At 36.0% G+C, this 18,727-nt stretch carries 15 protein-coding genes and 1 riboswitch; of the genes, 4 read left to right on the top strand and 11 right to left on the bottom strand.

Annotated features, from left to right (window positions below):
- Positions 1–408: 408 nt before the first annotated feature.
- Complete coding sequence (locus tag SJY24_RS14570) at positions 409–792, bottom strand: hypothetical protein (RefSeq protein ID WP_142344464.1); 384 nt, start codon at positions 790–792, stop codon at positions 409–411.
- A 185-nt stretch (positions 793–977) separates the two neighbouring features.
- Positions 978–1,550 carry a histidine phosphatase family protein gene (locus SJY24_RS14565; RefSeq protein WP_377867258.1) on the bottom strand — a complete coding sequence of 191 codons (573 nt, stop codon included), beginning with the start codon at positions 1,548–1,550 and terminating at the stop codon, positions 978–980.
- Positions 1,551–1,762: 212 nt separating this feature from the next.
- Between SJY24_RS14565 and SJY24_RS14560 the strand changes: the two genes are divergently transcribed.
- Complete coding sequence (locus SJY24_RS14560) at positions 1,763–3,199, top strand: IS4 family transposase (RefSeq protein ID WP_377865129.1); 1,437 nt, start codon at positions 1,763–1,765, stop codon at positions 3,197–3,199.
- A gap of 326 nt (positions 3,200–3,525) precedes the next feature.
- Here the strand turns inward: SJY24_RS14560 and SJY24_RS14555 are convergent, their stop codons facing one another.
- Both SJY24_RS14555 and SJY24_RS14550 read right to left on the bottom strand, forming a co-directional pair.
- On the bottom strand, positions 3,526–4,731 hold the full coding sequence (locus SJY24_RS14555) for a M20 family metallopeptidase (RefSeq protein WP_377865128.1): 1,206 nt from the start codon (positions 4,729–4,731) through the stop codon (positions 3,526–3,528).
- 88 nt (positions 4,732–4,819) lie between these two features.
- Positions 4,820–4,921, bottom strand: a riboswitch (SAM riboswitch).
- Between the two features lie 75 nt (positions 4,922–4,996).
- Complete coding sequence (locus SJY24_RS14550) at positions 4,997–7,306, bottom strand: AAA domain-containing protein (RefSeq protein WP_377865127.1); 2,310 nt, start codon at positions 7,304–7,306, stop codon at positions 4,997–4,999.
- A 115-nt stretch (positions 7,307–7,421) separates the two neighbouring features.
- On the opposite strand from SJY24_RS14550, the gene SJY24_RS14545 reads away from it, so the two are divergent.
- Positions 7,422–7,814, top strand: a complete 393-nt coding sequence (locus SJY24_RS14545; protein WP_377865126.1) for a VOC family protein — start codon at positions 7,422–7,424, stop codon at positions 7,812–7,814.
- 152 nt (positions 7,815–7,966) lie between these two features.
- Positions 7,967–8,290, top strand: coding sequence for a hypothetical protein (locus SJY24_RS14540; RefSeq protein ID WP_377865125.1), 324 nt, complete (start codon positions 7,967–7,969; stop codon positions 8,288–8,290).
- 213 nt (positions 8,291–8,503) lie between these two features.
- Here the strand turns inward: SJY24_RS14540 and SJY24_RS14535 are convergent, their stop codons facing one another.
- From SJY24_RS14535 to SJY24_RS14515, 5 genes are all read right to left on the bottom strand, one after another.
- Entirely contained in the window at positions 8,504–8,836 is a 333-nt protein-coding gene (locus tag SJY24_RS14535; protein WP_377865124.1) for a DUF1904 family protein, read from the bottom strand.
- 287 nt (positions 8,837–9,123) lie between these two features.
- A complete protein-coding gene (locus SJY24_RS14530) occupies positions 9,124–9,429 on the bottom strand; it encodes a monooxygenase (protein ID WP_377865123.1) in 306 nt (101 codons plus the stop codon).
- A gap of 419 nt (positions 9,430–9,848) precedes the next feature.
- The gene (locus SJY24_RS14525; protein ID WP_377865122.1) at positions 9,849–10,592 is read right to left on the bottom strand and encodes a class I SAM-dependent methyltransferase; all 744 of its coding nucleotides are present in this window, start codon (positions 10,590–10,592) and stop codon (positions 9,849–9,851) included.
- Positions 10,593–10,878: 286 nt separating this feature from the next.
- Positions 10,879–14,076: a bifunctional P-450/NADPH--P450 reductase gene (cypD, locus tag SJY24_RS14520; protein WP_377865121.1), complete on the bottom strand. Its 3,198-nt coding sequence runs from the start codon at positions 14,074–14,076 to the stop codon at positions 10,879–10,881.
- A 509-nt stretch (positions 14,077–14,585) separates the two neighbouring features.
- The gene (locus SJY24_RS14515; RefSeq protein WP_377867257.1) at positions 14,586–16,064 is read right to left on the bottom strand and encodes a DHA2 family efflux MFS transporter permease subunit; all 1,479 of its coding nucleotides are present in this window, start codon (positions 16,062–16,064) and stop codon (positions 14,586–14,588) included.
- A 526-nt stretch (positions 16,065–16,590) separates the two neighbouring features.
- On the opposite strand from SJY24_RS14515, the gene SJY24_RS14510 reads away from it, so the two are divergent.
- Positions 16,591–17,193 carry a hypothetical protein gene (locus SJY24_RS14510; RefSeq protein WP_377865119.1) on the top strand — a complete coding sequence of 201 codons (603 nt, stop codon included), beginning with the start codon at positions 16,591–16,593 and terminating at the stop codon, positions 17,191–17,193.
- Positions 17,194–17,738: 545 nt separating this feature from the next.
- Here the strand turns inward: SJY24_RS14510 and SJY24_RS14505 are convergent.
- Together SJY24_RS14505 and SJY24_RS14500 are read right to left on the bottom strand one after the other, a co-directional pair.
- Positions 17,739–18,137 carry a DUF1259 domain-containing protein gene (locus SJY24_RS14505; RefSeq protein WP_377865118.1) on the bottom strand — a complete coding sequence of 133 codons (399 nt, stop codon included), beginning with the start codon at positions 18,135–18,137 and terminating at the stop codon, positions 17,739–17,741.
- Positions 18,138–18,456: 319 nt separating this feature from the next.
- A complete protein-coding gene (locus SJY24_RS14500; RefSeq protein ID WP_000441003.1) occupies positions 18,457–18,618 on the bottom strand; it encodes a hypothetical protein in 162 nt (53 codons plus the stop codon).
- Positions 18,619–18,727 lie beyond the last annotated feature (109 nt).

The raw sequence follows: 18,727 nt of genomic DNA, 5'->3' as shown, positions 1-18,727 counted from the left end.
TCAATTTATCTCCCACCTACTCACTAGGCTGTGACCCTTCAAGTTCCTTGAGGAAGGTGTCTTCTTGGCTAAAATGATAAACATTTCTCACATTTAAAAGAAATACAAAAATGTTCACGTTTTAGACATCGTGAATATTTTCACGATTCACATAATTAAACTTAGGAGTGAGATTATAGGGGGCACGTCACATGCCCATCAACTTAAGAAATTGGTAGTTCCCCAAAACGAAGAAAATTTTCGTTTTGAGGACACTTCAAAATATTAGCTTGAGAGCATGGGACTGAACCCCTAATGCTTTATTTTAATAATAATTCTTTTTATAAAATAAAACCCAGTTATCTGTCTAAACCATTTTTTAGATCTAACCATAACAAGTATACATTTTTACCTTTGAGATAGTCTCTTTTATTCTAATTTCTTCATTTCTTTCAGCCGTTTTATATCCTTTTCTGAAGCCTTTTCTATTTTATACAATTCATAGCTACCCTTTGTCTCATTTATCACTACAAATTCAATTTCATTCCGAATATAGCTTTTAGTTTTTCCTTTTTTATAACCAATAACATTATCTAATATAGTTTCCCCACTATCTTTTTTATATAAATTATAGCTAACAGGTGGACGACCAATTACATACTTATTATCAGAAAACCCGACTATATCATCTCTTCCTAATCCTGTCGAAACACTCCAGACAAAAATAATCTGAAATATAGAAAAAACAACAATACCGCATAAGAAAACAAATAGGATTGATTTAAAAAATAACTTTAAAAATATCCTGCCCAAAAACATTCCCTCCCATTTCACCTCGGGATAGCAAGAACAAAACGTGAGTTTTGTACACTAAGAAACCGAATTTTTATATTGTTGAACTCAATCCCCATCAATGCCATAAGAAAAAGGGTTACCGCAGTAACCCTTTTTCTTATAATACACGTCATTTAGGTAAGCTATGGATGAATAAAGTCAATCTATGAAATTCCCCACAATCTTTTAACTTCCACCAATTCCTGCCCATTGAATTCCATTCTATATATATCTGGTTTTGATGTCTGTAGTAAAAAATTCAAATCATACTTACTGTCATAATACCCCATCATCAAAGTCATTACAGCTCCATGAGTGCCTAATACTACTTTCTGTCCTCGATAGGTGTTTAATAATTCTTTTAAAACTTTTATAGCACGTTTCTGACAGTCGACATTCGACTCTCCTCCCTTTAAAGCAAAGTCGGGGTCTATGAATGACTTTTCTATCAAAGGGAATAATTCTTTATCCGACATTCGTTCCTCTTCAGCAATAAAAATTCTCTCTTTTAAGTCCTCAAATACTATAACTTCTTGTCCTATTTGCTTCGCTAACTGCTGAACAGTTAGAATTGAGCGATTGTATGGACTCGAGATAACAACGTCGATTTCCTCACCTTGTAATCCATCTGTTATTCGTTGAACATCTAATTTTCCTTTTTCAGTTAATCCTCTTGTCTCTTCTTTTCCAAATTTCGGTGAATCCCCGTGTCTCACCATATATATGAAAGTTTTCATAATTTTCTCCATTTTTCTAGTTTTATTCACAATTCCTCCCTGATATTAGCATATATATCCAAGTTTGTGTCTTTTAATTAACAGAAAAATGCGCGAATTCGAAATGAATTCACGATATTTGTAAGAAAAACTCGAAGTTTTCACTATCCTCAGGTATAAAAAAACGTTATTCTTTCTAAACAAGCTTGATTATTAGAAAGGATGAGATTTTTATGAATCTTTCAATTCGAAGCGAGCTACAATTATTTGCTGAAGAATTACATCAACATCTTACCCCATCATTTTTAGAAAAACTCGCTAGAGAACTAGCTTTTGTACAAAGAAAGCGTAAATTTTCAGGACGTGATTTAGCTATTATTTGTGTGTGGATTAGTCAACGTGTAGCGAGTGATTCCTTAGTTCGACTGTGTAGTCAACTTCATGCTGTTACAGGAACTCTTATGAGTCCAGAAGGACTAAATAAACGCTTCAATAAGAAGGCTGTTTGCTTTTTAAAACATATCTTCTCTATATTATTAAAAAATAAAATTTGTGAAACATCAGTGATTCCAAGCTCTTCAATTACCTATTTTCAACGGATTCGTATTTTAGATGCGACGATTTTTCAAGTACCAAAACATTTAGCTAGTGTGTATCCTGGATCAGGTGGTTGTGCACAAACAGCAGGTATAAAGATTCAATTAGAATATGATTTACATAGTGGACAGGTTTTAAATTTTCAAGTTGAACCGGGTAAGAACAATGATAAGACCTTTGGAACAGAATGTTTAGCAACATTACGACCTGGCGATTTATGTATTCGGGATTTAGGCTATTATTCACTGGAAAATTTAGATCAAATGGACCAACGAGGCGTGTATTATATATCGCGACTTAAACTAAATAATATGGTGTATATCAAAAATGAGTTTCCTGAATACTTTCGAAATGGAACAGTAAAAAAACAGTCTCAGTACATCAAAGTTGATTTAGAACACATTATGAATACCTTAAAACCGGGACAGGTCTATGAAATATCAGATGCTTATATCGGAAAGGATAAAAAACTATTTACACGAGTTATTATATATCGATTAACTGAAAAACAACTTCGAGAGCGTAAGAAAAAACAAGTGTATACGGAAAAGAAAAAGGGTATTACGTACTCAGAGAAAAGCAAACGATTAACTGGTATGAACATTTATGTTACCAATACACCTTTGGAATGGGTTCCGATGGAACAAATACATGATTTTTATTCCCTCCGCTGGCAGGTTGAAATTATCTTTAAAACTTGGAAATCCTTATTTCAAATTCATGATTGGCACAATATCAAACGAGAGCGATTAGAATGCCACATTTATGGAAAACTCATCGCTATTTTTCTATGTTCTTCTACTATGTTTAAGATGCGACAGTTAATTTTAAGAAAGAAAAAAAGAGAATTAAGCGAATATAAAGCCATTGGAATGATTCAAGACCATCTATACATTCTTTATCAAGCTATACAGCAAAACACCCGAGAAATAACAAAAATTTTAATTCGCCTGTTCCATCTTCTACAGAAGAACGGACGGAAATCTCACAAATATGAGAAGAAAACTGTCTTTGATATTATGGGTGTTGTGTATGAATATAGTGGATTGAGGAAACAAAAGAAAATTGCATAATTAAAAAGGTGAGACCCGTTAGGGTTTATTTGAAATGCGCATTTTTAAGAATATACTTTTATTTTAACAATGTTTTAACCCGGCTGAACAAGAGTTCAATTTGTTTACACTCTTAAGTTGATGGGCATGGGGGCACGTCACCAAAAGTTTAAAATTGTACGTTTAGACACATTTGTCCAGAAAACCCTATGTTATTGAACATAGATTTAAAGGTAAAAAAGCATAAGAAAAAGGCGACTTTCCGTTCAAGTTTGAACGGAAAGTCGCCTTTTTGCATTGTGCATATGTTTTTCATTTCCCTCGTCAAACCCGCTCCTTTTAATCATCTATCCCTGATTCCTCTGTGCCTCTCTAAACTCCTCCTTCACCTTCTCTAACAACCCTTCTTCTATAATTAATCGATACGCCGTATTTGCCAGTGCTTTTGCCGATGTAATTAATGCTTTATCTCCAAATTCTGAACGTGCTGCTTCTCTAAATTCATTCGTATGTGCAATTAAATCGTCTGGACCGATTTTAATGTACGGGTGAATGGTCGGTACGACTTGGCTTACGTTTCCTGCATCTGTTGAGCCGATACCAAATCTTTCTTTCCGATTTACGTCTTCGCCTTGTAATTCTAGTTCTTCGGCTACGACATCATTAAATGTTTTTGTTACGAGTAGTTCATCAATTTCATTTTGGAATTGATGAATTTTCACTTTCGTACCTGTTGCTAATGCTGCTCCCTCTGCGATTTTTCTTACTTTCTCTGCTACTTCCGCACATCTTTTTCTCGTTGCTGCTCGGATGAAGAACCTTGCTGCGGCGTAGTCAGGAATAATATTCGGTGCTTTTCCGCCTTCTGTAATAACACCATGAATTTTCACATCTGACGGAAGTTGTTGGCGAAGTGCGTTAATGCTGTTATACAGCTGAATAATCGCATCTAATGCGTTAATTCCTTCTTCCGGTGAAGCTGCGGCATGAGCTGTTTTTCCGTAAAAATGAAAATCAAGTGGATCGACTGCTAATGAAGGGCTCGTTGTCGCTGTTTTTCCGCTCGGATGAATCATAAGTGCTGCATCAACATTTTTAAATAAACCAGCTTTTACATAACTCGCTTTGGCGCTACCATTTGGACCACCCTCTTCTGCTGGTGTTCCGAACACGACAACTTCTCCGCCTATTTCCTCAAGCGTTTCTGATAACGCGATCGCTGCTGCAACGCTAATTGTTCCGATTAAATTGTGACCACATGCATGACCGAGTCCTGGTAAAGCATCATACTCAGCTAAAAATGCAATGACCGGCCCTTGTTTTCCTGAACTTTTTCGCGCGATAAATCCTGTTTCATGTCCAGCTATATTGTGTTGTAATTGAAACCCTGCACTACCTAGTAATAAACTTAACGTTCTTGATGCGTAAAACTCTTGGTTACCAATCTCCGGATTCGCATGAATATCGTGACTTGTTTCTATGTACTTTTCCTTATTTCTTTCAATACTCTCTTCAATTGTTTTTCTTTGTGACGTTACTCCTGTCGCTCCCATTCTTCTTCCCCCTTATATTTTCACGTAAAAAAGCCTCTTTCTAAAAGATAGAAAGAGGCTTCTGTATATACAGTCAAAATGAGCTTCTTTCTTATCTTTCAAGTTACCTTGCTGGAATTGGCACAGTATTCATAAAGAATCCGCTGCCGAGGTGTCATAGGGCCAGTCCCTCAACCTCTCACGATAAGAATTTTCATAAAATTATATTAAATTACATTCATTCTAAGTTCATTCCGATTAAAAGTCAAGGAATTCCTATCCGAATTTACCGGATATCTAAAAATCCTTTTAATACACCAATTGTTTCTGGTGCTTGCAGTCTTGCACATACGTACGGAAATTCCATACTACCTTCAAACATCATTTGAGATGTGAGCGGTGCCCCTGCCCAAAAGATTTCATCATCGATTACGATAAACGGGAATGCTTTATTTTGTCTTTGTAGCTTTACATTTTTCAACGGAACTGGTCCGTCACTATACACCGTTATTTGCGCATTTGTACGCATTAACGCTTGCCATACTCGTTTATCCACTTGCTTTGTACTTGGAAGTGAAATAATAATTTTTCGTTTTGCGGCTAAAATATCTTTCAATAACCCTTTCGGTTCTTCAAGATTCATTTCCATAAACCAGCGTAAACGTTTCGAAATTTTCCGCTCCCACAATTGTCTTGATGTCGTACGATCATACACATCTCCGTGACGTTCTATATGCGCCGTTAATTGTGATAACGCTTGTTTTCTCGAAAGGTTTTTACGCATATAATGACAATCTGATAATTGAATGAATTTCCCTCTCGCCCTTGTCACTGCAACATTGACGAGGCGATGATTTTTATGGTCAAAGAATAACACGCCTGGTCGTTCTTGCGGATAACTATCAACCGTATCAAATATCATCATATCTCTTTCAGAACCTTGAAACTTATGAACCGTCGCCGCTAAAACTGGTATATTTTGATATTTCGTTCTCTGCAACATTTCTCTAATACACGTTGATAAAAAGCGGGATTGTGCCCTGTAAGGTGTAACAACACCGATCGATTGAACACCATCTAACAGTCCGATTAACATCATTTGCATCGCTACTAAACCAGACATAATGTTAAAACGAGAACCTGAAGCAGCGTCTTTTAACGAAAAGGCGCCCATTAAGCTCGTATCAAATAAAACACTTGCCTCATTTGCGAACGGGTGTAGCTGCGCAAGTTCCTTACGCTCTGAAACAGACGGATGGTCGTATACTCTATTTTTATAAATAAATGAATTTGTAAACTTCGATATATCCGCATGCATACGCCTTTGTTCCTGCAACATAAAGAGGTTCGGATGTGCTTCTGATTTATTGACAGACTCAACAATCCCAGCATGGTAAAACATATCTTCCCCAAGCCATTTGCGAACGAGTTCATGGTTCGCCATCGCAATTGGAGGTAATTGTAAAAAGTCACCACAAACGACAATACGTTTTCCAAGTGAAGCAGCTAATGCAATTTGCGGCACATATGCCATACTCACTTCATCTACGACAACTAAATCAAATGTACGCTCATAAATAAGTGAATCAATGGCACATTTCGATAAAGTTGCGCCGATTACTTTTGCATTTTCAATATATTCCTTTTCTACTTCTTTAATTTTCGCTTTTTGCTTTCGAAGATCACTTTCAATCTCTTGTATACGCTTCTTATCAGCGGAAGTCGCTTTATATGATAAAATCTTTTCACGAAGATCTTGTCGTGTCTCTTCTAAATAGAGTCTTTCTTCTCCCCATGATCCGTTCGTCGTTTCAACTAGCTTCGACGTAAGTAATGTTTCATGATTTCGTATATGTTCATGTTGACTATAACCGTAACGAACAATTTCGCCAGGTGTCCATTTCTTTTTCTTCTCAATTTGCTTCGTTACCTCGCTCATTAATACGTCTACTGCCGCATTACTATGAGCCAATACAAGTACCGATTTTCCTTTTTGATAATGAGCCGAAATAATACGTGATAAATTGTAAGACTTCCCTGTTCCAGGCGGTCCCCACACGTACGTTGTCGGATTGTAAAACGAACGATACGCCAATTCATTTTTCGGATTTTTCATCTTCTCAATATGCTTTGGACTGCTCGTCCCATCAACAAGACGCTTTATACGATTACGTTTCAGCTTATCTTTATGTGCCTCTTTCAATCGCTCTTGCAGTTGCTCTAACAATTGCCACGGTTCACTGTATAAAACGGCTTCTCGTATTTCGCCTTGTATATAATCATTTAACTTCAATTCGATTTCTAATCCATGTACAGATAATACTTCTCCTGTCGCTTCCTCACCATCAAACTCAATTCGAATTGGTGAACCTTCAGGTAAGCTTACCTCTGAAATAAGCTGAAATACATATACTGTACTTTCATAATCTGTATATAAGAAACGACCGTTAATGATAGAAATTTTACTACCACCTATCGTTTTCCAATGTTTAATTTCATATGCTAACGCATAATGCCACTCTTTCATCGTTTCCGATAATGAAGGAGTTTGAGTAGGTGTATTCATCGTATAATCTCCTTCCTTCTCCCCAAACATACTTTCTCACTATACCATATAACACGCTAAAATTTGTAAGGTTTTTATCTTGCTTATTTTCTTAATTTTCAATAATATATTGTATATAATTTTCAGAAAGAAGGAAGGAATCTACATGCCAGTTAGAAGAATCGAACACGTTGGACTTATGGTTGCAAACTTAGAAACATCTATCTCATTTTATGAAGAAGTAGTCGGCTTACAGCTCATTAAACGTATGGGACATCCAAACCCAAACTTAAAACTCGCTTTTTTAGGTGTGGAAGAATCGAAGGAAACGATACTTGAACTAATTGAAGGTTATAACTCTTCTCTTCCGGCAGAAGGAAAAGTACATCACATTTGTTTTAAAGTAGATTCATTAGAAGATGAAATTAAAAGACTAAAGAAATACAAAGTAACCTTTTTACTAGGAGAAGAAATTGAAACATTACCAGATGGAACACGTTACATATTTTTTGCTGGACCTGATGGAGAGTGGATTGAGTTTTTTGAGACGGAGAGATAAAGTAAGACTTTAATTAGGGAGCTTTTGCGGGATAGAAAAAGGCCGGAATTCCGGCCCTTTTCTTTGCAAGTACGCAACCAGTAATAATGAATCATACCTTCAACTTGAAGACTCACCTATATTCAAAACAATCATTTTGTTAGGAGTAGAGAATGGTAAATACAATCTATATTATTATTTTTTGGATACTTATACTCTTTCCAATCCTGTATGTAATTAAAATAAAGCATTGGAATTTAAAAGTAGTTGCCGTATTTGTTGGAAGAATCCTATTAAGTATTATCTTTTTCATAAATGGAATAGTGTTAGGACTGCAACGAAATTGGGCAGAGCCTCCCTATGAAAAAGAATGGGATTTCTTTATAAAGTCTTTATTAAACGGAAAAACTGATGCACTTATACACTTATCACTTCTAATTATTATCATTACTTTAGATTTATTATTTACATTTTATTATATTAATAAAAAGAAATAGGATGTTTTTCCTATTTCTTTTCTTAATGGGGTAGCGCCACATATCCATTAAGCTAATATTTTGATGTCCCCAAAAATAAAAATTTTATCTCTTCAAAGTTAGTTGTCTATGAGAATTGAGTTCATTTTTTTGTTTTTGGATATTTACTTTACTTAGCTTGATAGCAATGTGGTTCTCCCCCTTATAAATGTTATAAAAATCTTTCAAATAGCTCTAACTTGCACAATGCTTCCCGTTAATATAATACGCTGATTCTGTGAAAACCGTAAATACAACCTCTACTTCTGGAAGTCCAAAATCCATTACATATGTAGTAATGGCCTTGGCAACTCGATCACGAATTTCCTGTCCACGCTCGAACCATTTCACTTTAATAAGAGGAAACACTTCTATTTCTTCTCCATTAAATACAAACGTAGAACTTGGTAGTTCCAAGGTGAAATTATCCGTACCACACTCACAGATATCTGCGAGCTCTTCTACTAATGGCTTGCTTATGCTTTTTAATTGTTCAGTAGTAATTCCACGAAACACAACATGCGGCATATGAATCCCTCCGTTAGATAGCTTTATATTTGCTCACATCATAACACAATTTATTTTGCTGCACTAACATCTATTGGTACATTTCAATGACATTCTTAAGAATGATCATATGTTATTGAAGCAATACATGTATTGTAACCTAAAAAATAATAAAGGGGTATTGTCACATCGATATCAAACTATCAAAAAGAGATGACCCTAAATTAAAAAACACGCTATTCTTTCTGTAGCATCAATTCAAAAAAAGAAGGGATTCCCCCCTTCTTTTTTGAATTCCGTGTCCCCTATTATTTACTATAACCACGATTCACTTTAGTTAACTTTTCATTGATGGCAAAAATTCTTACTCTAATATCTTTAACACCAGATGCTTGCAGTCTGTTTTTGTGCATTTCGGCATATTTTTCAGCATCTTGTTTTTCTTCAAATACATAGATGCCTCCAGCTTCTTTCGTTTCTTGATTCTCCGTCCATATTTTCGAATGGAATCCTTCTTCTTCATTAATACTTTTTGCTAAATCCCAAAATGCTTTTTCCATTTCTTCACCAAAAGGACCTTCAAACGGAAAATCAACTTGTAATAAATATGCCATTTTCACTCACTCCTATGTTCAATATTTTTCAATTCGAATGATGGTAATATCTTAAATGAGTACGGTTATTATTCCTGCACTCAATTGAAATTTCACCTGTATTTTCACAACCCCTTTTAGAAAGTAAAACTTTAATCAGTGGGGGTTTTGTCCATCCCCCACTGATTATTAGCCTTCACCAATCGGGCTTTTACGGGTAGCCCGACTCCCTCCTAACTCCCTCGCATTCGCCGAATTTTGAGGTAGGATTCTTACTGCCCGTTAATGCGGGATAAAATAATTAAAAAATGATAGCAACTTGAACGCATACAGTTTAACGGCTTTAGGTTATGTTTTTAAAAAAACAGCCATTCCTTAGTGAAACGGCTGTTTTCGTAATTCAATAAAAGCTCCCAGATTGCGGTAGATATTTTTAAATATTATTTTGTTTTTTTTGACTTGATTATAATAAAAGATGGACTTCGCGATTCGTTTATTAAATCTGGCATTTTCTCTATCCCTGCCAAAGTTGATTGCGGTTCGATTATTTTATCCAGCGAAAGCCCGTGTTCAATTAAAGTATTTATTAATGTGGCAACAGTTCTATGATAAATAACCACACTATCGTCAACAAACCAGTTGTGTACTCTGATTCCTTCTTCTTGATAATTATCTAATGCCCAGTGTGATTTATTACCATCCTCAGTTTTTATCCAATGATTGCTTCCTTTGCGAGCTGTTGCTATTGGATGTTCGGTTGAAAAAATAAATTCTCCACCGCTTTTTAATAGTTCATTAATCTTTTGAATCATTGCCGAGTAATCTTCAATGTAATGTATAGAGAGAGCACTTATAATCAGGTCGAACTTTTGATTGGTTAGTCCCATATCCTCCATAGGAAGACACATAAATTCTATGTTATCATCCTGATTTAACTTTTTAGCACGTTCAATCATATTTTTGGATATATCTACACCTATTACGTTTTTTGCACCATTTTCTATACAATACTTTGAAAAATGACCATCACCGCAACCCAAGTCTAATACCGATTTTCCTTTCAAACACAGAATTAATGATTTGATTGCTGGCTGTTCTATGAAGTCATTAGCGTTTATTCCACTTTCACGCAACGCTGTGTAGTTTTTGAAGAAATTCGGATTATCGTAAACATTTTGTTTCACTTACATCACTCCTCTGATAAGGTTTTCATAGATTAAGCTGACTTCTGTTTCCAAATTATCATACTAACCATAAAAATTTTATCATCCTTTTATTCATGTTGTGTATATAAAGCATAAAAATTATTGGATTTTGAATCAACATATACGTCCCTTTTATTCAGAAATAAGAAAACCCTATATTTAATAAAAAATACAGGGTTTTTATAAAGCTGTTTATTTTGTTTACAGTTATACTTAGTCGAAAGAAGTTCGTGAATTAAATATTACTTATCTAATTAAGAAGAATTTAGATTCCAGTCCAAACATCTTTTCCATATCGCCCTTCATCTTGCACACGTTCCAACCAATCCCTTGCTTCTTGTTCACTGACTTCATGAATTTCTTGATATGCTTGACAAAGGGTGTCTTCTACGTCAGGAGCCATTTTACTTCCATCACCACATATATAAAGATGCGCCCCATTATCTAATAACGAAATTAAATTGATTCTATCTTGTTTTATTAAATGCTGTACATATGTTTTAGGATATCCTTCTAGGCGAGAAAAAGCTGTGTGTAAAGAGATTAATCCATCTCTTTCATCACTTTCTAGTTCTGTACGATAGAGATAATCCTTTTCAGGATGACGACAACCAAAATATAAATGTGCTTGTCCTAAGTTAATACCTTTTTGCTTTTGAACACGACGCGCTTGTAAGAATCCACGGAATGGTGCAACTCCAGTACCTGGTCCAACCATGATAATTGGTGTTTCTGGATTTTCAGGTAATTGAAAGTTTGATTGTGGCGTTCGAATGAAACAGATAATCTCATCTTTATTATGACGCTGAGCTAAATAATTAGAAGCGACTCCTTCATATGTCCCTCCCCCACTCCATGCAGGTGCATTAACAACACCAACCGTAATGCTCAGACGATCCTGTGCAACGAGTGGAGAGCTTGAAATAGAATAGTAACGCGGTTTGAGCGCAGGAAGAAGTTCTAAAAAGCGTTCAAATCGGATTTCACAAGCCTCATACTTTTCAAGAAGATCCAACATTGACATACGTTTCTTTAATATTTGTTCATGATAAACTCCCTCTTCCAATAATGATTCCAATTCCTTTTTATGAGGAGGGCATGCTGTGAATGTCACCATTTCTCGTATTTGTGCTCGAGTGGCTGCTTCTTGAACTTCTACACTATAACTAAAAAGGTCAAATAAACTAACAGGACTGTCTAAAGGTATGTGATTTACACTACGCCCACTTGCGCTCAATATGACTTGATCCTTCCCGTTTAATCCGAAGCGTTTTAAAATTCGGTTGACATTTTTCTCACTATTAATTGGCAGCACCCCAAGGTGCTCACCTTCTTGATACGTAGCGCCTTCTGGCAAGGATATCTCAATATGTCGCGTGCTTCTTTCACTGCTAGATGATTGAAGTTCACGATTTTCTAGTATAGATGCATAAACTGCTTCATATGTTCGCGCAAGAGGAGATCCTCCAAGACGACTAACAAATTGTAAACTTAATGTACTGCGTTCTTTCTCAATGTTTTTGTTAAGTTTCAATCCAAATGCCTTCATCGCATCAGACCACATACTTTGTTTCCATTGCTCGAGCTGTTCCTCGAAATCACCACTTGCATCCGCTTCTCCACGTGTAGAAAATCTTGTTGCTCCTTTTTGAGCCATTTGCTCATCAATGTATCTTGGAATTCGCTGATAAGTACTAGCCCAATTATGATCTCCACAACCAAAAACTGCGTATTGAACACCTTTTAGCTCATCCGGTTTTAATTCCTCCAACCACTGAACAAACTGCCCTGCATTACTTGGTGGTTTTCCATTATAAGAAGAAGTTACAATAAGAACCGCCCCTTCTTTTGGCAGACTTCCAATTCGATCGTTAAGAGCTACCACTTCCGTTTGAACACCTTCTAAACTAGCTGTATCTGCTAGTTCTCTTGCAATACCTTCTGCTACCCCTGTATCCGATCCATACAGAACAAGAAGCGAAAGATTATCGGCTCCAATAATAGAAGGTGTCTTCTGAAGTTGCTGTTCGATTTCATGGTTTTTCAGTTTCTCCTCTATAGGCGCAAGAACAGTAGTATGGCTAATAGTTTGATTTCGGGGTATAATCCTAATTTTAAAATCACCAGGCTTTAGCGTTAATGTTTGTTTTACGTCCAGCTGATAGTCTTGATAATCAATTAATTCAAAATGTTGAAGAAGCATTCCCATTACGAGTGTGGCTTCATGAAGTGCAAACTGCATACCGATACATGCTCGTTGACCATTTCCAAATGGCTTATAAGCATGATGAGGAATCTTATCCAGCTCTTCAAATCGTTCAGGTTGGAATTCTTCCACATTGTCTCCCCACGCGTCTTTATCCCTATGTAGCTGTGGAATCAGAACAGAAATACGATCTTCTCCTTTTTTAATTGGATATTTCCCACCAATCACTGTATCCTCTTTTGTATAGAGACTGAATGCTGGAGCAGTAGGCCATAGACGTAGCGATTCATTTAAAATCATCCGGATATACTTTAATTTCATAACTTGTTGGTATGTTGGAGTGGGATCTGTTAAAACCCGATCTACTTCTTCATAGGCTTTTTTCAATTTATCTGGATTCTTTAATAAAAAATAGATTGCAAAAGATAATAATCCACTTGTTGTTTCATGCCCAGCTATTAAAAAAGTGATAATTTGGAAACGAATATTTTCATCATCTAATTTTTCACCAGTTTCCGGATCCTGCACATTTAACATACGGGAAAGTAAATCATTTTCTTCCTGATTTCCACTACTTTTACGTTCAGCAATAATATTATCTACTAAAGAAAACATAGATTGAATATCATGTTGAAATTGACGTTTCGTTCTCCACATGAGTTTATCTTCTATATCCAGCCGCTGTAATTGGTGCATCGCCTCATCTAGAGCACGGCTCATGCTAGTAATAAAAGGATGAGGGGTCTCACGATAATAGCTATTAAATCGATAATTAAAACCACATAGACCAATTGTATCCAATGTAAGGCGAGTCATATCCTCCGGAACATCTACGTTTTCATTCGGATTAAGCCGTGCCCATTTTTGAACGAGTTGTACAGCAATATCGACCATCATAGCATGATAATCTTTCATTGCTCGTTGGCTGAATGTAGGCATCAAAATATTATGAGCTTTTTTCCAGTTAGGCTCGTGAGTCTCGCTTGTAAATAATCCGTCTCCAGCAAAGGCGCGAACTTTCGCTAAAGCACCCTCTATACTTTTATCAAATCTTGTTTCGTCACAGACTTCTGCTACCAGTTCATGTCCAGAAACGACAATGATGGTATCACTTAAAGTTTGAATTCGAAAAATGGGACCATACTCTTCCGCTATCTTGATAAAGGATAGGGTCGGTTTATCTTTATCGATTAATGGGAGATTCCCCAGCAATCCATATGTTTTCGGTTGAGGAATGGCAGATACTTTTTTATCCATTAAAAACACCCTTTCAAAAAAGCATGAAATAAAATATCCCATTCAATAAAAAGAAGATAGCAATGAATCGCCTGGGATAAAGATATGTAATTGATTACCTTATTTTATCTTTTCCCTAACTATTCACGATTATGATATTGCTTATAAGGTTGGTAATCTAAGTTGTTTGTTGATATTAGATTTATAACTTGCAGAGAAAATACTAAATTAAAATGAAGCGTATTATTATAATGTTTATCAGAAATTGAGAGCTAAAGATTGTAGTATTGAGAAAATCAGTAGTTTCTAATGTCAATTCAAACAAATACGATAAGCAAGTATACTGTTGTGTTACTAATGAAAAAGGATCTGATATGAATATCAGATCCTTTTTACTATATATAATTATTTCACTGGTTCTTTTCCAAATTTAAATACCGCGCCTTAGCAGCAGAAATTTGCATTTCTTCATAGTCTAACTAAACAGCAAAAAAACTTGTAGGAATCATTATCTAGAGTTTTATTTTGCTCTACCGATTTAACCTCTCGACAGCTTCCGCGCTTGTATCTACACGTTTAACGAAAAAAACTAATAGTAGGGCAACAACATTCATGCCAAGCGCTACATAGAATGAATATTGAATTCCGGATAATAAAGCCTTCTGAGTTAATATTGCCTTCGTAGTTTCTGTGAAGGTTGTTGGATCTACATCAGCCATTAGACTTTCAGCTTTTGTTTTTGTTACAGAATTCATAATCGTAACAAGAATAGCAGTACCAATCGAACCGGACACTTGTTGGGCTGTATTATTAACAGCTGTACCATGCGGATTTAAGCGCGTTGGCAATTGATTAAGGCCATTTGTCATAAGCGGCATCATCACCATCGCCATCCCAAACATCCGCAGTGTGTAAATAAGAATAATATGTGTGTGACTAGAATCGATTTGCAGGTTTGCCAGCATATAAGTTGAAACAGCTGTAATGGAAAGTCCTACTATACCAAGAATCCGAGGGCCATATTTATCAAATAGTTTACCTGTAATTGGTGACATAACCCCCATTATTACCGCACCTGGAAGCATCATCAGCCCAGAGCTCAACGGCGAAATACCGCGGACGTTTTGTACATAAGCTGGTGTCAAAATCATACCCGAAAACATGGCCACTGCGTTGACAATGGCAATTACAGACGCAAGTGCAAACATTGGGTACTTGTAAACACGTAAATCCAATAACGGTTCATTCATTTTTAATTGACGGATAATGAAAGCAATTAGAGAAATAGCGCCTATGATTAAGGTTGTTAAAACAACTTTATTCGTCCAACCATCGGAGCTTGCAGAACTGAATCCATATAACAAACCGCCAAAACCGGCAGAAGATAATAGTAATGAGAGATAATCAAGTTTTGCATTTTTGTTTTGTCTCATGACATTCTCCGATTTCCAAATCCCTAACAGTAAGCTAATGATTGCTAACGGTAAAATCATTTCAAAAAGCAAACGCCAGTCATAATACTCTACAATATAACCTGATAGTGTCGGTCCAATTGCTGGAGCTGTAATCATAACTAATCCAAAAATCCCCATTGCTGTTCCCCTTTTTTCTCTTGGAAAGCTTACTAGCATAATATTCATTAACAAAGGCCCCATGACTGAAGAGCCTGCTGCTTGAACCATCCGGCCAGTAAGTAATAAACTAAAGTTCGGTGCTAAAGCCGCTAAGGCCGTACCAAGAATAAAAATCACCATAGATGTAATAAATAAGCTCCTATTGGAGAAGCGGGTTATTAAAAATGCTGATGCCGGAATTAATATACCACTTACAAGCATATACCCTGTAGAAAGCCACTGGATCGTTGAATAATCTTTAATGTCTAAATCCTTCATTATTGATGGCAAGGCTACATTTAAAAGCGAGTTGTTTAGAAATGAAACAAATGCCCCAATAAAAAGGATTACAAGCATTAAATATGGTGGTTTTCTTTTATGTAATGTTTCACTCATATATTTATTTGCCCCTTCATTATAAATTCCATTAATTCGTTTAAGTCGTTTGCATATCTGCACAAGAATACATTGTCCTTGCAGTATTTTGCCAAACTCTTCGAAGGGATATTCTCTTTTTAGCAATTCTAATTACTCAACATAACATTTTAAAGTCTTTTTTATTGATTAAACCTTTATAAACATTTAAATAAGATTTTGAATGAATATTTAAATACGTTTGTTAACCGAAATTAAATTAGGCTGAAATAAACAAAAGGAGCAACTGAAAATACCCTTCTAAAATAAAGTGAAACTTTAATTAGTGGGACTATTACAGGCAGCCCCCCCATCAAACTTCTTTGCTTTCGCTGAATTTTGAGGTGGCGGCGTCTTACTGTCCACAAATAGCGGGATAACTCAACAAGACCACACACCCATTCTTTTAAATACGGGCTTGTAAATCTAGTTATGTAACCATCCATAAAAAGGAATATTACATAGGCTAAGTCTAACATTACATTTTTAAAGTGAGGGGAATAAGCTTATGCACCAATATTGGTATTTGAATGCAGAGGGAAACGGTGAGCAATATAATAACCAAATTTCAATGTCATCATTATATTCACAGCCCCAAATAACTAAAGCTGAGGAAATGAATGGTCTGAAGATTCCTGAGAATTGGAGTTGTCGAGTCTATCCATTTGGTTGGGATTCACCAGCCAATTATACGGGTTTCAATCCCCAACCCCCTTTCTCTTGGGGTCAGCCAATCCATTATGCAGGGATGATGCCCCAAGGACATCCTGCTAATTGGACTCCATTACCAGGCCATGCAGGTTTTAATTTTCAAAAATCTCCCTTCCCTTGGGCCCAACCATTCAATCATACAGGGATGTTCGCACAAGGTCATCTTGCCGCTTTACTATCGCCGCCAGCCAAAGCTTTTAATTTTAATACCAATAATAACTGGGGTAATTTTGGAAACCATCCAGGTTGGGGAGGACAGGTAAGTCCCATGGGATGGGGGAATAACGGAGGTAACGGTCAGCCAGGAATGCTTGGAAACTTACTGACAGTAGGAAAAGGCACCATGAATGGAATCGGAATGCTTAGTAGTTTAATCGGTATGGGGAAGTTCTTCTTTTAGTTAATTAGAACCGGAGGATAAATCCATAGCTCAAAGATGCCCCTCAATGTATTTATTGTATGGTTCCAGTACTCCCTCCAAGTTCGTTTCCTCTCCTTTCAAATTATAAAAAACATCTATTACCTTGTATGTGATAACTTGATAGAGGTGTGGTGACATCAACAAAACACAAATTTCGTACGCTAAGCAAAACGCTACAAAAAACCGGTTCCTTTACGAAAGAACCGGTTTTTTAATTTTTATTTATTTGAAAAGTAGTCAAATCTTTTTTGAAATATCTAATGAATCTGGGCAAAACATAATAAAAAGTACAATACCAGCTAAAATAAATGAAGAAGGACACACCTCTAAGAATACCTCACCCAGTTCTTTTTGTTGTAAAATAAGTAGCATATAATCAATTAAAATAATGTAACAACCCACATTAGAAAAAACAACAAGAAAAGACATTCCAAATATGGAACGTCTTCTTTCACTTTATAAAACCATTCAACAATCCGAAATATTCTAATTAACAAAATCACACATTTAACGAAAGAAATTAGTTAATTGCATAACGCTCTTCTAACTTTTCTTGCGAAATTTAGTGGATCCTCAACGTCTTCAATATTAACGTAAATCAAGTTTGGATCATCACATAACCACTCATTGTGTATAGACGAAACGATTATTCCTTGTTTAATAATTGTAGCAACAAATGCATTGACTTCTTTTTGCAATAGCGCTACCCGGCCTAGACATAATGCCCGTCCAGTTTTATTATCTCTTGATTCGAATGAGAAGGAAGTTGTTACTCTAAAACGTTTTCCTAAGATTGTCGCTTGTATTTCATCTCGATTTATTGTTGCCACACATTTCCCACCGGCGAACCCTTCTTGACCACCGATAATTCTTGCAAACTGTTGACAAATTAATTCATCATGAAACGCCATACCTTTAATCATCCCCCCTTTTACTGTTAGGGTATGAATGAATACATAGGTCTGAAACGGTAATGAATCTATTCTATTACAAAAAAGATGATGGCAATCTGCCAAAATCTTTTAGCTTGATTATGTGAATTGACTCGGCTATTATATGTTAAGACATTTTTAGAGAGCATAAAAAAGACACCCTAAGGTGCCATCCTCCGACCCGAGAATCATATCTATGTATGGAGAAATTTAGAAAAGAGAAACTTCTAACTATAATTTATAGAGCTCTTATACCATGAATTACTTACATACATATTTCCTTATTTACCCGAAGAAGAATCCCGTTATATTACTTTCTGATCAGTCTCGTTAAAGCCATCCCAATAAATCCAGCACCCATCCCTATTAGCCATCCAGCATGAGTATCACCTAATATAGATCCCACTCCTCCGCCAAGAAACATGCAGCCAACGAATACTAATCCTCCAATTCCCCAATTCGGCCGTTCCATAATTCAATCACATCCCTTCAATAAAACATATGCGATTAACTAGCCTAACTTTCTTGCATAGGATAGTTAATTATTTTGCTTAGGTTTATCAAAAGATGCGGAGATTGGC

This window comes from Bacillus sp. R86525, from assembly GCF_042466195.1.
Classification (GTDB): Bacteria; Bacillota; Bacilli; order Bacillales; family Bacillaceae_G; genus Bacillus_A; species Bacillus_A nitratireducens.
The sequence above is the reverse complement of the archived record's forward strand: the minus strand, read 5'-3'. Positions and strand labels throughout refer to the sequence as shown.

Bases quoted from the DNA above. Each gene is read 5' to 3' on its own strand.
- SJY24_RS14565 (WP_377867258.1), bottom strand. From the start codon at position 1,550: ATGAAAACTTTCATATATATGGTGAGACACGGGGATTCACCGAAATTT.
- SJY24_RS14560 (WP_377865129.1), top strand. From the start codon at position 1,763: ATGAATCTTTCAATTCGAAGCGAGCTACAATTATTTGCTGAAGAATTA.
- SJY24_RS14555 (WP_377865128.1), bottom strand. From the start codon at position 4,731: ATGGGAGCGACAGGAGTAACGTCACAAAGAAAAACAATTGAAGAGAGT.
- SJY24_RS14550 (WP_377865127.1), bottom strand. From the start codon at position 7,306: ATGTTTGGGGAGAAGGAAGGAGATTATACGATGAATACACCTACTCAA.
- SJY24_RS14545 (WP_377865126.1), top strand. From the start codon at position 7,422: ATGCCAGTTAGAAGAATCGAACACGTTGGACTTATGGTTGCAAACTTA.
- SJY24_RS14540 (WP_377865125.1), top strand. From the start codon at position 7,967: ATGGTAAATACAATCTATATTATTATTTTTTGGATACTTATACTCTTT.
- SJY24_RS14535 (WP_377865124.1), bottom strand. From the start codon at position 8,836: ATGCCGCATGTTGTGTTTCGTGGAATTACTACTGAACAATTAAAAAGC.
- SJY24_RS14530 (WP_377865123.1), bottom strand. From the start codon at position 9,429: ATGGCATATTTATTACAAGTTGATTTTCCGTTTGAAGGTCCTTTTGGT.
- cypD (WP_377865121.1), bottom strand. From the start codon at position 14,076: ATGGATAAAAAAGTATCTGCCATTCCTCAACCGAAAACATATGGATTG.
- SJY24_RS14515 (WP_377867257.1), bottom strand. From the start codon at position 16,064: ATGAGTGAAACATTACATAAAAGAAAACCACCATATTTAATGCTTGTA.
- SJY24_RS14510 (WP_377865119.1), top strand. From the start codon at position 16,591: ATGCACCAATATTGGTATTTGAATGCAGAGGGAAACGGTGAGCAATAT.
- SJY24_RS14505 (WP_377865118.1), bottom strand. From the start codon at position 18,137: ATGATTAAAGGTATGGCGTTTCATGATGAATTAATTTGTCAACAGTTT.
- SJY24_RS14500 (WP_000441003.1), bottom strand. From the start codon at position 18,618: ATGGAACGGCCGAATTGGGGAATTGGAGGATTAGTATTCGTTGGCTGC.